The organism is Paenibacillus sp. CAU 1782 (genome assembly GCF_054551715.1).
On record NZ_JBTOLL010000019.1, the window covers coordinates 34,015 to 49,013 of the forward strand.

Genomic DNA, 14,999 nt, shown 5'->3' on the forward strand with positions numbered 1-14,999 from the left:
CGGGAGGAATCCACATGAGTACCTTTTTGGTAGAAATCGTAACGCCTGAGCGCAAAGTCTACGAAGAGACGGCGAACATGGTCGTGGTTACAGGCGTGGAAGGCGAGCTTGGCATTTTGCCAAACCATATTCCGCTTGTTACTCCGCTTCGCATCGCTCCCGTAACGATCAAGCGTAATGGCACTGTAGATATCGTCGCTGTAAACGGCGGTTTTGTGGAAGTTCGCAAGGATAAAATTATTATTCTTGCGGAAAGCGCAGAACTTGCAAGAGATATTAATATCGAACGTGCTGAAGCTGCCAAGCAGCGCGCGGAGCAGCGTCTGGCTGCTAGGCGCGACGAGGTAGACTTCCGGCGTGCGGAGATGGCTCTGCAGCGCGCAATGAACCGCCTTCATGTGCGGGGCAAATGATAAAGGCGTAAAACCTGAAAAAACCTGTGATGTCCAAACGGATATTGCAGGTTTTTTTTGTATGTAACAAGCAACTCAACCTTATCATCAGCGCTTGATTATACTGAGCAAGAGTGTTAAACGCGGAAGACGATACCCTTTTTTTCAAAATGGACAAGGACTGCTGCCTTTTGCCGACCTAACGGTCACCGATGGCTGCTAGAACCCCAAATGGATGCATTGGCTTCAGCTAACGGTCACCGATGGCCGCTAGAACCCCAAATGGATGCATTAGCTTCAGCTAACGGTCACCGATGGCCGCTAGAACCCCAAATGGATGCATTGGCTTCAGCTAACGGTCACCGATGGCTGCTAGAACCCCAAATGGATGCATTGGCTTCAGCTAACGGTCACTCGTGTCCTTTAAACGTTCAAAAGCCGCGTTTTGGGGATGAATGCAAGCTTTTACGGTCATGGATGACCTTTAAACATGGAGATTGCACCAAAACAAGGCTTTAACGGTCACGGATGTCCGTAACGTTCAGGATGACCGTAAAGTACAGGATATCTATAACGTACAACTAGCTTCCGGCCCTGGTACCCCACAACCCCACAACCCCACAACCCCACAACCCGACAACCCGACAACCCGACAACCCGACAACCCGACAACCCGACAACCCGACAACCCGACAACCCGACAACCCCACAAAGACGCCGCACACCGTTAACAAGCCGAATTCGGTAATCGAAAACCCCTTGTCCTACAGCGTTTGACCTCAATTGAAGAAAAGCACACTAATTTCTATTCTGGGCAAAAAAAAAGCATCAGGACAGCGCTAATTTCTATTCTGTGCAAAAAAAAGCATCAGGACTTTAGGCTTATATATATTGTTCATATAAAATTCGACAAATAAATTTTAAAATCGTCACAAAAGGACAAGGGTTTATGTTAAGATAGTTGACATAGAAAATATATAAGCTCTGTCGAGCTTGTATAGATTGCAGAGATGGAGGGGAGCGTCATGTTTGATTGGCTGGGCTTTAAAACGGGGTTTCCATTATGGATGTCTTGGCAATTAAACAAAGATTTGAAGGTCGATGTCGAGCAAACCTTTGAAGGGTTCGCGGATACACGCAAAGAACTTCTGATGAGTTGGGCATCCAATCAATGGTTATTGATTGAACGCCTGGGTAAAAGGATTCAGGAAGATATGCCTTTATCAGTCGAAGGCAAACAAGATGCCGAGTGCTTGGACAGGATCACAGACCTGATGAATATGACCTACTCTCGGGCTGCTGATGTTACAGAATTATTTTTTATCGACACCTCGGGTACCGTGCTGGCCTCCACCTTCGTTTCGCATATTGGCACCACTTACAGCAAAGGCAGTCCCTTGGCCCCAGGCTTGCAATACATATCGTCGGAGTCGGCACAACACTGCTTGTACGGCCCTTATTCAGACCCCATGACCCTCACTATAGGACCCAGAAGCTCCTCCTTCCACGATGCGATGACACTAACCTTTATGTATTCCATTACTGTGCAAAACAAATCTGCCGGCATTCTCTGCGGGCGTATCCCCAATGATGTCATTGGAGACTTGATTCAGCGGGAGTCAGGCCATATTTATCCTGATTCGGGAGACAATTATGTTTTTATGGCGAAGCCGGGACTCGACCGGGGCATAAAGCCGGGTACGGCTTTGTCGCGGAGCCGGTTTGAGGATCGGACTTTTACGCACGGCGAAAATTTGAAGGATGGAGTAACGACAGAATGGGGTATTGTATCTGTCAACGAACATACTGAGCTTGAACTGCTCTTTACTGATCCGGCAACCGGAGAGCTGCATCCCGGCGTTGCCAAAACGATCGCAAACGGCAGCAATCTGGATGTGGAGTTCCCCGGCTACTCCGATTACAGGCATATTCCCGTAATTGGGAAAGGCGTGACCTTCCAGCTGCCGCATTGTCCTGACAAATGGGGCATGATGTGCGAAGGGGATCTGGAGGAGGTTTACCGTCTCAGGAGCATCGGCTGGCGCCAGCGCAAGCTCAACCTTCTGCAAATTTGGCTGCCTGCCGTTGCCGTTATCCTTTTTGTCGGCTTCGCAGGAGATCGCTTATCGCCATGGCAATTAGGCGGAGCCGGAGGTTTGCTGGTATTGCTGATCGGCCTGGCCGGGGCCGGCCCGTTCAAACGCAAGGAGGATACGCGTCTTGTTCGGCACATCCGTTCCTTGACCCGCTTTATACGGATGAATGCGGAAGGGAAAGGCGATTTGACGCAACGTCTGCCGCTCCAGCACTTCGACAACGACGAGCTAAAAGATATTGCCAAGTGGATGAACAATATGATGGACTCGCTGGAAGGGATCATGCTGCAAGTGAAGCTGGCAACCTCCGATGTCTCCGCAAGCCAGGTAGCGCTGGCAGAATCCGCAGCCAATACGGTAGGCTCCACGGGTGAAGTCAATCGCCGCATTACGGATATGATTGGCAGCATACGGCTTCAGCTGCAGGATATAGAGACGGCCAAGGAAGCGGCGGATGCCATGCGCCACACCTTGCTTGGGCTTGAGGAGCAAGCCGCAGCCCAAATTGGCGTCGCGCAATCCGAAGTGGACCGAATCGGGGATAAAATGCATCAAATCTCCCAAAAGGTCGGAGAAACCAACGCTACCGTACATACCTTTATGGAAACCGTGCAGCAGATCCAAAGCGTGCTGGGAGTCATCCAGCAGATTTCCGCACAAACCAATTTGCTTGCGTTAAATGCGTCGATCGAGGCGGCAAGGGTTGGGGAACAAGGGAAAGGTTTTGCCGTTGTCGCCAATGAAATTCGCAAATTGGCCAACTCAACCAAAGAATCCACGGAAGAAGTGCATGCCATCACGGAAAACATTTATACGGAGGCGCAAAAAGCATTTGCATCCATGGAAGAAGGAACGAGGGTGGTAGAGGAAGGCAGCCAGCTTGTAGCAGCCGCGATGAATACACTGGCCGAAGCCGGCAGCGCCGATCAGCGAAAATCGGAGGCGGTAAACGAAGTTGTAGGCCTTCTTGAAAATATTGCTCTTGTAAGCCGGGAGAACCGGGAAGTATCAGCCGGCGTTGAGGGTAAAGTAACGGAATTGACGGCGGAAATGAGCAATGTCCAGCAAACTTCCCAAAGTGTAGAATCCGTAACCAGACAGCTTCAACGGTTGGTGGGGCAATTCCAACTTACCAAAAACCGCTTCCGGTAAACGATTACTAGATCGTTATTTGTGGCCCCAGCATGCAATCTAAATGGATGCGGAAGGCAACGAACAGGCAAAAGGCCGAGATCTTCCTTATGGGGAAGATCTCGGCCTAAACCATTTGTCGAGTTGATCCGATTGTATTTCTACGAGCTGCTATACTTCCATTTTTTCTTGTAATACCCGTGTCCGAAATGATGGTTGTAACGCGGCGAATGATAAGGCGCATGTTGACCCGGATAAGGCGGTTGCCCCGGGTACGGCTGATGCGGGTGTTGCCCGTGATAAGGCGGATGCTGGCCGTGATGCGGCGGTTGTCCGGGATAAGTCGGTTGTTGACTGTGCTGTGGATGGTGCCCGGTATAATGTGGGTGTTGCCCATGCTGCGGATGCTGTCCGTGATAAGGCGAATGTTGTCCCTGCGGGTGCTGCCCCGGATAAGGCGCGTGTCCCCCGTGCATTGGCGGTTGTCCGTGATGAGGGTGATGCCCCCCGTGCGGATATGGCCCTGGCGCCGGATAATGCGGCGGGGGATAATATCCTTTTTTGAAATCGCTGCTGCTATAATGATGATAGCCATGTCTCCTGTGACCGGTGAGTGAATAAAAAATCCGTTTAAGCATTTCAGTTCCTCCTTTAAGGGATGTTCAGTAAGAGACGGGTTAGCTAAACAGGTTGCAGTCATAGCGTTTATTTAACCAGATAAGAATTTATAAGTTTCCAGGCTTGTCGAACCAAACAAATTGGATTCGTGTGTTGTATGTGTATACGGTAACCCGTTTATCAAGTTTCAAAACAGTTGCGGGGGATTTAATGGCGATGTGGAGAAGATGGATTTTAAAATGGAACCAGATCAGAAATGACTGGAAGGATTATCCTTGGCAGCCGGGACGGATATGGAATAAACGCTACAAGGTGGAACGTTTCCTTGGCATGGGTAGTTATGGGCAAGCCTATCTGTGCTCCGATCTCGTCGATGGCGGCATGGTTTTGCTTAAGCGCAATAAGCCAAGCAAAGGCGATTTGGGACGGCAGCTGCTGAGGCGAGAAAGCGAAATGATGCAGGTTTTGTCCCATCGCCAAATTCCGGCATGGCTTGGTTACAGCAAGCGGGGGAACGACGAGGCCTTGATTATGGAAATGGTGCACGGTCATAATCTGGAGTTTGCGCTGCATGAGCAGGGGCGCCGTTTTACCTGGCTGGAGGGCTTGAAGCTGCTTGAGGAGCTTCTATCGCCTATTATCTATTTGCATGCAAAAGGGCTGGTACACCGCGATGTGCGGATTCCCAATGTATTGCTGGAGGATGGAGTGCCCAAGCTTGTTGATTTTGGACTGGCTTGCAGACTCGGAGAGAGGCTTCCGAAGCAGCTTCGCCTCTCGCTTGGCGAAATGGACGAGGGACTTCCGGATGGAATGGGCGCTATAAAACAGCGGATGAGAAAACCGGAGCCATCTAGCGATTGGTTTGGGCTTGGCCATTTGTATCTGTTTATGATGTACGCGGATTACGAACATCCTGAAGGTCAAGCGGAAGGCTCCTGGGAAGACGAATTGAAGCTTCCTGAGCCCGTTCGCGCTTTTGTGGGCAAATTACTGAATGATGATACAGCTTGGCAAACCACGGAGCAATGCCGCCAAGAATTGAACAGTCTAATAGCGCTTCTTGCCCAAAATGATCTTCCGGCCCAAAAGGATGTCTGAGGGCGGCAATCTATGACAACATAGACGGCTGTTGGAGCTTTTGCTATAATTGTAGAGGGGAAAAAGGACCCTGTTATTGTCATAATTCTGGGCCGCTGCGACTGAAAAATTGCTCGGCCCTTTTATATTTGTGCACCTTTGGAAGAGAGGAGAGGCGGACATGGAAATGTATGCAAAAGCAGCCTGGATCGTTCCGCTGCTTCCGTTTGCCGCTTTTCTGCTGCAGACCGCGACGGGCAGAAGTTATAGGCAAATGGCTTCGCTGATCGCAATTGCAGCCTATATATCGGCCTTTATTTTGTCCGTGCTGGTGCTGCTGGAACGAACCTCGAGCGGAGCCATGGACTATACGTACAGCTTTGAGTGGATGACGATGAATACATATCGCTTGCGGATGGGTTTTGAGGTGACGGGCTTTAATGCGGTTGCGCTTTGCGTCTTCACGCTTTTCATTGCGCTGGCCGGGGTTTGGACGGCAAGCAAGTCGAAACAGGATGGTGAACAGGGCGCCTGGCATAGCTATTTGTCCTTGTTTGGTTTTGCATTATCAGGACTTGCGATAAGCGACAATCTGCTGACATTTTTTGTCCTGTGGCAAATCGCCGGGACAAGCGCGCTTCTAATGGCGGGTCTTCGCTATTGGCAAAACGGAATGAAGGAAGCTCTGTTCAAGTCATTTCTATCCATCATTATCGGGAACGCCGGCTTTATTGCTGCGCTGCTGCTGCTGTTTTGGTATATGCCCGATCATGGTCTGGATTTCGCCACGCTGGAAAGCGTGTTTGAGGGGCGCAGCGGCTTGGCGGCAACAGGTATTGCAACGGCTAGCGCAATGCTGTTGTTCTTGGGAGCTGCCGGTCAAGCCGCGCAGTTTCCGCTTCATGGCTGGCTGCCGAATATACTTCGTAGCCAGGCTCCGACAGTGTCTGTTCTGGGGCTTGGTCTGATGGGTACGGCAAGCGTTTTTATGGTAGCCCGGACCTATGATCTGTTTCAGGCTTCCCCCGCTGCTATGGATTTGCTGACGTGGGCGGGGGCGGCAACTGCTGCGGTTGCAGCCTTGTTTGCCCTTGCCCAAAGCGATAGCCGCGCCATGTTGGGTTATTTATTTATTAGCCAGGGCGGCTTTTTGTTTAGCATGTTTGGCATGGGACTGCGGGCAGAGGGCAACTTGGCTTTGTTATTTTTTATGATCTATAGCGGCTTGCTTGTTTTTGCGTTAAGCGGCGGGCCTCGATCCGGCGTAATGGCATGGTTGGGGACAGCCATCGGCGGAGCGGGGATATCAGGCTTGCTGCCCGTTGCTGGTTATCAAACAAGGGGTGCCGTTTTTTCGACTGCACTGGAGTTAAGCCCGCTGCTCGCGGCGGGTCTGCTAGTTTCCGGCTTTGGGCTGGCCTTTGCCGTAACCTCCACGCTGCTGGGCGGTTTTGCTGTCTCCAAAGAAGAAACGCCAAACGATTTGAAATCAAAGATGTCCATCTCTTCACTTCTGAATAAGCTGCCTGTGGCCATTCTTCTGGGGTTGATAGTTGTGTTAGGCCTAACCGCCGTAAGCTGGCGGGAAGGCGCGTCTGCCTGGTTAACGCCGGGGACTTCCCTGCAGCCTGCAAACTGGGCTTTGTCTGCCTTCACCCCTATTGTTGCTTTGGCGGGTTGTTATGCTGCATGGCGCCGTCAGGTCGCCAAGCGCACAGCAAGTGATAACAAACAGACATTGCAAGGAAATGAAGGATCGCGGAGTCATAGCTTTACGGGGATCCTGCTTGTGATTGAAGCTTGGCTGGATAAAATGATTACTGCGCTGCCATATGGCCTATTAACGGTCTTTAGATCGGTATTCCTTGGGGTTGAGAACGTAATTATTGGCGGGACGGCAAGTTTGTTTGCATCCGGCGCAAAGTTGTCGGGGCGGCTTGTGAAAGCTGCGAATAAGCCTGGAAAAAGAAAATATAGCTGGATTGCGCTGGCGCTGTTGATTCTAGTGCTAATTGCCGCCGCAGGAAGGGAGCTGCTGGTATGAGCCTTCTTCATAGCCTGCCTATATTATCGCTGGTGTTGTGGTCGCCGACAGCGGGTATTTTGGCCTTGCTCCTGCTTCCGTCGCACAAAATCCAATGGTTTTATCGTGTGGCCATTATTGCGTCGCTGCTGCCTATGGCTATGTCGTTATGGCTATATGCGGACTTTGGAAAAGGGCACGCGTCGGCCTCGTATGATGAAGTTCTGCAATGGAGCGATATGGCGCTGCATACGCCAGAAGGGCTGCCGGGGAAGCTGCAGGTCTCCCTATCTTATGCGCTGGGAATTGACGGCTTATCGCTGCCGCTGCTGTTGCTGACAACCATTCTAGGGGTCATAGCATTGATGGCATCCGTATATGTCAAGAAGCGGCAACGGTCGTTTATGGCTTGGCTTTTGCTGCTGGAGACAGGTTTGCTCGGACTATTTTTGGCGCGTGATGTCCTATTGTTCTTTATTTTTCTGGAAGTGTCGGTTATTGCGATATTTCTGTTGATCGGAATTTGGGGCGGCAGTTACAGAGAAAAAACGGCCAAGCTTTTTTTGGCCGTCAACGGCGTGGGCTCCGCTCTGCTGCTGCTTGGAATAACCGCGCTTGTTGCCGGGGCAGGTTTCCGTCTGGAAGAAGGGGATATGCTCATTGGACATTACAGCTCCTTGTATCGGGATATTGCGGCCAATCTGGCGGAACCGGGCATGTGGAACAAGCTGTGGCCTAACGGGGGCGGAGAATGGCGCCCTGCATCTATGGGAGAGGCAACGCAATGGGGTATTTTTTTGCTGCTGCTGGCGGGTTTTGCTATTAAATCGGCCGTGCTCCCGATTCATGCCTGGTGCATCAAGCTTTATCAGGAGGCGCCAACAGCTGTTGCTTTGCTCCATTGTGGGGTTATGCTGAAAGTTGGCGTATATGGTTTGCTGAGATATGGATTGTTTCTGTTTCCCGTGCAGGCTGCCCAAGCGGCTGGAGCAATTGCTCTGCTGGGGTTGTGCCAATTATTGTACGGAGCTGTATTAGCTTGGAGGCAAACCGATTTGAAGAGTATGCTGGGTTATGCGGCTTTCAGTCAGATGGGCATGGTATTGATAGGTATTGCGGCTTTTAATGAACTCGGCCTGCAAGGGGCTGTCATGCAGATGCTTTCTCACGGATTAATTTTTGCCTTGTTGTTCCTGGTTGCAGGAAGCCTGCAGGAACGAACCGGGACGACGGAGATCAGCAGTTTTGGCGGCCTGTTGAAGCCCATGCCGTTTGCTGGCGGAATGTTGCAGGCGGGAAGTTTGGCCTTGCTTGGATTACCGGGAATGTCCGGTTTTCTAGGAAGCTTTCTTTCCCTGCTGGGTGCGTTCCAAAGCTACCGGTGGATGGCGTTTGGCGCGGTTATCGGCTTGGCGCTGACGGCGGCTTATGTGCTGCGCGGGGTATTGCCCGTTTTATTCGGCGGGGTAAAGGAAGAGTTAGCGGTCAAGCGCGATGCGAGATTCACCGAAGCTCTGCCGATGATCGTGCTGCTTGCCTTTATTATTGTATTGGGCTGTTTTCCAACTGTTTTGACGGGAACGGCAGAATTCAGCATTGAAGGATTTGTGCATCACATCATGACAACGAGGGCGGGGGGATGAACATGCTGGAGCTGGCTGCAGCTTTTGTACTGCTTGCCGCGGCGGCGCTGGGCATTTGGTCCGCAGCAGCGGGGTTGCGGCAGGAGCATGCCGGAGCATTGATTCTCTTGGCCGGAGGGGTTAACGCCGCTTTTTTGCTGGTGCCGCTAGGGTTGTCGCTCCGTGCCGGGAGACTTGTCGCGCAAGGCGCGTTATTGCTGCATTTAGCGGCTTTTGTGCTCATGCTTGCAGGGGCGCTGCTCATAACGGAAGCAATCAGGGGAGGGGCCGGCCATAGCAAGTTGAATGGATTTGGCGGTATGTATTACCGCTCGCCCTGGCTGGCTGCAGCCATGACTACTCTGTTGCTTTCTTTGGCAGGTCTTCCTGTATCGGGCGGTTTTTTCGGGCGGCTGTTTATTTTGCTGGAGATCGCGTCAGACGGGCTGTATTGGGTTGGCGCTGCGCTTCTCCTGGCTGCTGCCGTATCCTGCTATACCCTGTTTGGCTTTATTGTCCAAATGTACATGCGCAGCTATGACGGGGCGGACAACGGAGGCATAAAGCTGTCCTGGCCAAAGCGTGCAATGGTTGGGGTCTGCGTCGCGGGCAGCCTTGTTCTGGGACTGTTCCCGGGTTTGCTGTTTTTTTAACGATAGATAGAAGGTCAGGCATGGGCAAGACGGAAGGAGACGGGAAGACGGATGGCTAAAGTATTTACGATTGGAGAAGCGCTAATTGATTTTATTCCGGATACAAAAGGCGTACAACTCAAGGATGTTGGCAGTTTTGCCAGAGCGGCTGGCGGAGCTCCTGCCAATGTTGCTTGCGCGGTAGCCAAGCTTGGCGGAGATTCGGCGTTTATCGGTATGGTGGGAGAAGATGCGTTCGGCGATCATCTGGTGGAAACGCTGGAAGGCGCGCATGTAGATGTGGCGCATGTGTTCAGAACCGGGGAAGCGGGCACAGCCTTGGCTTTTGTAAGCCTCAAGGAAGACGGCAACCGGGATTTTTCATTTTATCGCAATCCTAGCGCGGATATGCTGCTGTCGGAGGCCCATATCGGGGATAACTGGTTTGCCGCAGGCGATGTGCTCCATTTTTGCTCCGTGGATTTAATAGAGGCCCCCGTGAAATATGCTCACAAAAGGGCGATTTCCCTCATGAAGCAGCAAGGAGGCATCATAAGTTTTGATCCCAATGTACGCTTGCCGCTGTGGCCAAGCAAAGAAGCATGTCGTGCTGCTATTCTGGAATTTCTGCCGTTTTCGGACATTCTGAAAATCAGCGATGAAGAGTTGGCCTTTATAACCGGTATCAACGATGAAGCCGAGGCTATACAGTCCTTGTTTGAAGGCGATGTGAAGCACATCATCTATACTCGAGGGGCGGAAGGCGCTACCTGGTTTTCGCGTTCGGGAGACAGTGTGACCGTTCCCGGCTTTAAGGTGGAGGTTGCCGATACGACGGGAGCGGGGGATTCCTTTATCGGAGGTTTGCTATACAGGCTCCAGCAGGAGGGTGCCGGGTTGTCCGTTTTGGATCGGAATACGGCGGCGGAATGGCTTGCTTTTGCAAATGCGACGGGGGCGGCAACCGCAACAAAGGCCGGCGCTATTGATGCATTGCCCGCGCTAGGGGAAGTGCTGGCATTAATGGGGGAGCAAAAAAAGTAACGGCAATGGATAATAGTTGACGCAAAAGAGGATCAAAACAGCAATTAGCGCTTGATTTTGGTTGAGGTCAAACACTGTGGGACAAGGGAAGGGGGTTCCGGACGCCGAATTCGGCTTTTTAAACGGTACGCTGCGCCTTTTTGAATGCCAGTGCCGAAAGCTGGCTGCTAGCTGCGCGCAATGGTCATTCATGACCGTTAAAGCTCTGTTTTGATGCAATGTTCACTTTTAAAGGTCATCCATGACCGTAAAAGCTTACATTCATCCCAAAAACGCGGCTTTTGAGACTCTAAAGGTCACGGGTGACCGTTAGCTGAAGCCATTGCATCCATTTGTGGTTCTAGCGGTCATCGGTGACCGCTAGGCGGGCAAAAGGCAGCTATCGATGTCCATTCTTTTAAAAAGTAACCGTTATTACTCATGGTTTAAACCTCGCTTCTTTGACAAATCGCTCTGACTCCCGCCGGAATCCATCTACCACCACCAAATCCTCCCGCTGAGGAAAATTGGTTCCGACGGTCCCAAATCCTTAACTACAATCGAAGTTTATAACGAAGAGTTCCTTCCACAAGACTAAAAAGTGGAGTGAAATGTCGTTTTTTGCCGGATGAGCGTTTTTTCATGAAAAAAAGAAGGGTTTGCTTTCGTGTCAATCGAATTACTTACCATATGAGAAATGATTTCTCGTTGAACAAACGAAAATCAAATTCTTAATGGTGCAAAAGCCCACCTTTAGACGCGGTCGTCTATCATCGAGAGACCCCCTATAGAGGTTTTCTCATGAAATACGTTTCGAAAAGGCAGAATAATGATGAAGATAAATTTTGGCATGCTGTTTAAAAGAAAAATGCAACCGGACGTTTCGTCCGGCATTGATGCCGCCGCCATACGCAGGCGGCGATCGTTTGCGCCCCCGGCACCGGCTCGGGGCGCTTCCCGCCTGCCGCAGGCGGCGCGCAACCGCCTTCGGCGCGCGCTGCCTGCGCTGCTGCTGTGGAGCATAGCGCTGGGCAGCCTGTCGCCCGCCGGTCCTGCGCCGGCGGTCCAGGCTGCCGGAGCTCCTGCTCCGGCAATTTTGCAGCCCGCGCAGAGCGCCGCGGGCGAAGCGCAACTGCCCGCGCAGAGCGCCGCGGGCGAAATGCAGCAGCCGCAAAGCTGGCTGCTGAAATGGGCCGACCCCGAGCAGGCGCGGCCGCTGCGCGGGGTCGAGGTGCTGCACCGCCAGAGCGAGGCGGCGGTGGAACTGGTGCGTCCCGCCGATGACGGCGTGGACATCGAGGACTGGCTGAGCGGGCTGCGCGGCGAAGCCGGGGTTGCTTATGTGCACCCGAATAATGCGGTGCACATCCTTTCTGCTCCGCCATCGGCAGCGGCGGAGACACGCGAGAGTTCGCAGCCTGCGCCTTCATCGGGCGGCTTGGCTGATGATCAAGGAACGGCTTCCGCTTTGGAGAGAGAGTCATTTCCCGAAGATGAGTCTGCTTCAATAGTTCCTGCGGATACAGCTAAAGCGCCGGCTGCTTCAACCGAAGCAGCCGACCAAGCCGCCAAGCCGATGTCGTCCAATGGAGAGGTTGATTCGTCAAACGCGCCGACTGCTCCAACCAAAGTTGCTTCCCCAGCTGGCGCACCGACCGCTTCAACTGAAGACGCGGACTCAGCCAACGACAACGAGTCAACGGCTTCAGCCGAAGCTGCTGATCTGGAGGAGGGAGCTGCGCCGGAAGCGTCCGAATCACTCTCAGCTGCAACTGGGGCTGCGCGCCCGGGAGAACGCGGCGTGTCCGTGCAGACAGCCGGCGAATCGCCATCTCCTTCGGGGGCTTTGGCTGCACCGCCGGAGCAAAATACGGGCAAGGCCAATGATCCCGAGCTGTCCAAACAGACCTATTTGCGAGAAATTGGCGCTTTGAGGGCTTGGGAAAGCTTAAGCGGCAATACCGACCTGACAATAGCTTTAATCGATACCGGAGTGGATTTGAATCATCCCGACCTGGCCGACAATCTGGTTCCCGGCATTAATCTCATCGATCCCAAAAAATCGGCGCAGGACGATAACGGCCATGGAACCAGCGTGGCTGGCGTGGTCGGGGCTGTGGGCAATAATGGAACCGGAGTTTCCGGCGTGCTGTGGAAGGCCAAAATCATGCCGGTCAAAGCGCTGGACAAATGGGGCGACGGCACCGAAAAGGACCTCGGCGAGGGAATACTTCAAGCCATCCGCAAAGACGCCAAAATCATTATCATGTCGGTTGGTCTCTACCGGTATTCGCCCTATATGATGGATATCGTTCAATATGCCGAAAATAAAGGGGTATTGCTTGTAGCATCTTCTGGCAATGACGGTGTTTCGCTTGGCACAAAAGCATCCGTCAAATATCCCGCGGCTTACCCTACAGTGCTTGCGGTGGGAGGAGCAAAGCCGGGAGGCGCCCCGGACGGACGGTCCAATACAGGTCCGGAGCTGGATTTGATCGCACCATGGAATGTGTATACAACGGCGCTTGGCGGGGGCTACAAGAAGGAGGAAGGCACCTCCATGGCGGCGCCTCAAGTGGCAGCGGCAGCTGCCCTCGCTTGGGGAAAAAATCCCGATTTTACGCCGGCGCAAATTAGGGCCTTGCTGCGTCAGACCGCAAAAAGCCCCAGCTCTGCGGGTGTCGATCAAAAATCGGGTTATGGCTTGATCCAGGTGGATAAGGCGATACAGGAACAGCTGGAGCCCGATGCTTACGAACCGAACAATACGATATCTACCGCGTCTGTATTTCCGCTTGGCACGCAGCTTTTGGCGGAGTTGTCCTCTTCCAAGGATGAGGATTGGTTTGTTGTCGATGTGCCCTTTGACGGCAAATTGACGATTGCGTTTGAAGGCTTGCCAGACGGCAAGCAAGCGATGCCCGTTGTGCGTCTATCGCATTATGCCGGCGGTCAGCTGCAGCGGTCGGAGGATGCCAGATTAAGCAGCAAGTCGATCACCCTGGATGTCAAAAAAGGCAAACAGCAGATCAAAGTGAATTTTGGCAATCCCAATCAAAGTTTGCCGCTTGCATACAGCTTGACCTCAACCTTCGGCATTGCTCCCGATGCTTTCGAGCCTAATGACCGGATGGCCGATGCCGCCGTGCTGCAGCCCAAAAGCGCAACGATAACGGGGAATTTTCATCAGACCGCAGACCGGGACTGGTATGTGATGGATTTTAAGCAATCCGGCAAGCTTCAGCTCTCTGTGAGCGTCAGCACTGCTAGAATCGATGCAGGATTGTCCTTGCAGCGCGAAGGGCAGTCGCTCGTGCTATACGACGATCAGGGAGAGGGCGGCACCGAAATAACGCCAGTCATATCCGTCACACCTGGCAAATATTATATTCGTGTCCATAATGCCATTTCGCTGGATGCCAGTCCCGTAGCGGGCGTCTACACGCTAAAGGTTGATTTCAAGCCTCAGTTGACCGACCCGAACGAACCCAATGACAAAAGCTATGAAGCCATTATGATGCGGCCGGGCAGCGAATATTTGGGTGTCATCGACAAAACGAGCGACATTGACTGGTTCCAGTTCCGGCTATCCAAGGAAAGCGTGGTAAGCCTTAGCGTAACCGATGTGCCAACAAGCGTATCGCTTCGGCTGGATGGCTATGACAAACGGATGAGCTTGATCGTTTCTTCAACCACCGGCTCGTCCGGCAGGCTTCAGAGCAGGGAGTTAGTTCTCCAGGCGGGTGTCTATTATGTCAAGCTTACGGCTGACAAGGTGTTTCATGATCAGTATTACCGTTTAAAGGTTATGGTGGAGGAACTGGAGTCAGGATTCAGAGATATTACCGGCCATTGGGCCAAAGACGAGATAACGGCCCTTTCCAAAGACGGTATTATTAACGGAGTCGGCAACTATCGCTTCGCCCCTGACCGCACCATTACAAGAGCCGAGGCCGTTGCCATGATTTCGAAGGCGTTTAAGCCGTTGTCGACGGGGATGACGTCACGAGCAGCGTTCAAGGACGTCAAAAGCTCCCATTGGGCGGCTGACGCGATAAGCAAGGGTGTGCAGCAAGGCTGGGTAACAGGGTTCCCGGACGGCACCTTCCGGCCGGATCAGCCCGTGACACGCGCCGAAATGGCCGTGATGATCGGCAAAGCCAAAGGGATAAAGCCGCAAATTTCCAGCACTCGTCCTTTTGCCGACGTATCGGCGACGGACTGGTATGCGCCGATGCTTCGGGCAATGAAAAACGACGGCAAGCTCAGCGGCGTCCAGCCAAATTTGTTTAAGCCTGCGGACCGGGCAAGCAGAGCTTCATTTTCCGTATTGCTGTACCGCTATTATAAAAATGGTTAATGACTGGAGGACCTGAGCGTTA

At 52.6% G+C, this 14,999-nt stretch carries 9 protein-coding genes; 8 read left to right on the top strand and 1 reads right to left on the bottom strand.

Going from position 1 to position 14,999, the window contains the following annotated elements:
- The first annotated feature begins 14 nt into the window (after positions 1–14).
- Both ACX93W_RS23600 and ACX93W_RS23605 read left to right on the top strand, forming a co-directional pair.
- On the top strand, positions 15–413 hold the full coding sequence (locus tag ACX93W_RS23600; RefSeq protein ID WP_068686081.1) for a F0F1 ATP synthase subunit epsilon: 399 nt from the start codon (positions 15–17) through the stop codon (positions 411–413).
- A 1,004-nt stretch (positions 414–1,417) separates the two neighbouring features.
- The gene (locus tag ACX93W_RS23605; protein ID WP_459394840.1) at positions 1,418–3,640 is read left to right on the top strand and encodes a methyl-accepting chemotaxis protein; all 2,223 of its coding nucleotides are present in this window, start codon (positions 1,418–1,420) and stop codon (positions 3,638–3,640) included.
- A gap of 106 nt (positions 3,641–3,746) precedes the next feature.
- Here the strand turns inward: ACX93W_RS23605 and ACX93W_RS23610 are convergent, their stop codons facing one another.
- Positions 3,747–4,214, bottom strand: coding sequence for a hypothetical protein (locus ACX93W_RS23610; RefSeq protein WP_459394841.1), 468 nt, complete (start codon positions 4,212–4,214; stop codon positions 3,747–3,749).
- A gap of 233 nt (positions 4,215–4,447) precedes the next feature.
- Between ACX93W_RS23610 and ACX93W_RS23615 the strand changes: the two genes are divergently transcribed.
- The 6 genes from ACX93W_RS23615 to ACX93W_RS23640 all read left to right on the top strand — a co-directional run bounded on the left by ACX93W_RS23615 (position 4,448) and on the right by ACX93W_RS23640 (position 14,977).
- Positions 4,448–5,338: a serine/threonine protein kinase gene (locus ACX93W_RS23615; RefSeq protein WP_459394842.1), complete on the top strand. Its 891-nt coding sequence runs from the start codon at positions 4,448–4,450 to the stop codon at positions 5,336–5,338.
- A 160-nt stretch (positions 5,339–5,498) separates the two neighbouring features.
- Positions 5,499–7,361: a proton-conducting transporter transmembrane domain-containing protein gene (locus ACX93W_RS23620; RefSeq protein WP_459394843.1), complete on the top strand. Its 1,863-nt coding sequence runs from the start codon at positions 5,499–5,501 to the stop codon at positions 7,359–7,361.
- Positions 7,358–8,983, top strand: a complete 1,626-nt coding sequence (locus ACX93W_RS23625) for a complex I subunit 4 family protein (RefSeq protein WP_459394844.1) — start codon at positions 7,358–7,360, stop codon at positions 8,981–8,983. Before ACX93W_RS23620 ends, ACX93W_RS23625 begins: the two co-directional genes overlap by 4 nt.
- Positions 8,980–9,615 carry a proton-conducting transporter transmembrane domain-containing protein gene (locus ACX93W_RS23630; RefSeq protein WP_459394845.1) on the top strand — a complete coding sequence of 212 codons (636 nt, stop codon included), beginning with the start codon at positions 8,980–8,982 and terminating at the stop codon, positions 9,613–9,615. Before ACX93W_RS23625 ends, ACX93W_RS23630 begins: the two co-directional genes overlap by 4 nt.
- Before the next feature lie 51 nt (positions 9,616–9,666).
- Positions 9,667–10,638, top strand: coding sequence for a carbohydrate kinase family protein (locus ACX93W_RS23635; protein ID WP_459394846.1), 972 nt, complete (start codon positions 9,667–9,669; stop codon positions 10,636–10,638).
- An 808-nt stretch (positions 10,639–11,446) separates the two neighbouring features.
- Positions 11,447–14,977 (top strand): S8 family peptidase, encoded by a 3,531-nt coding sequence (locus ACX93W_RS23640; RefSeq protein ID WP_459394847.1) that lies wholly within the window; start codon positions 11,447–11,449, stop codon positions 14,975–14,977.
- Positions 14,978–14,999 lie beyond the last annotated feature (22 nt).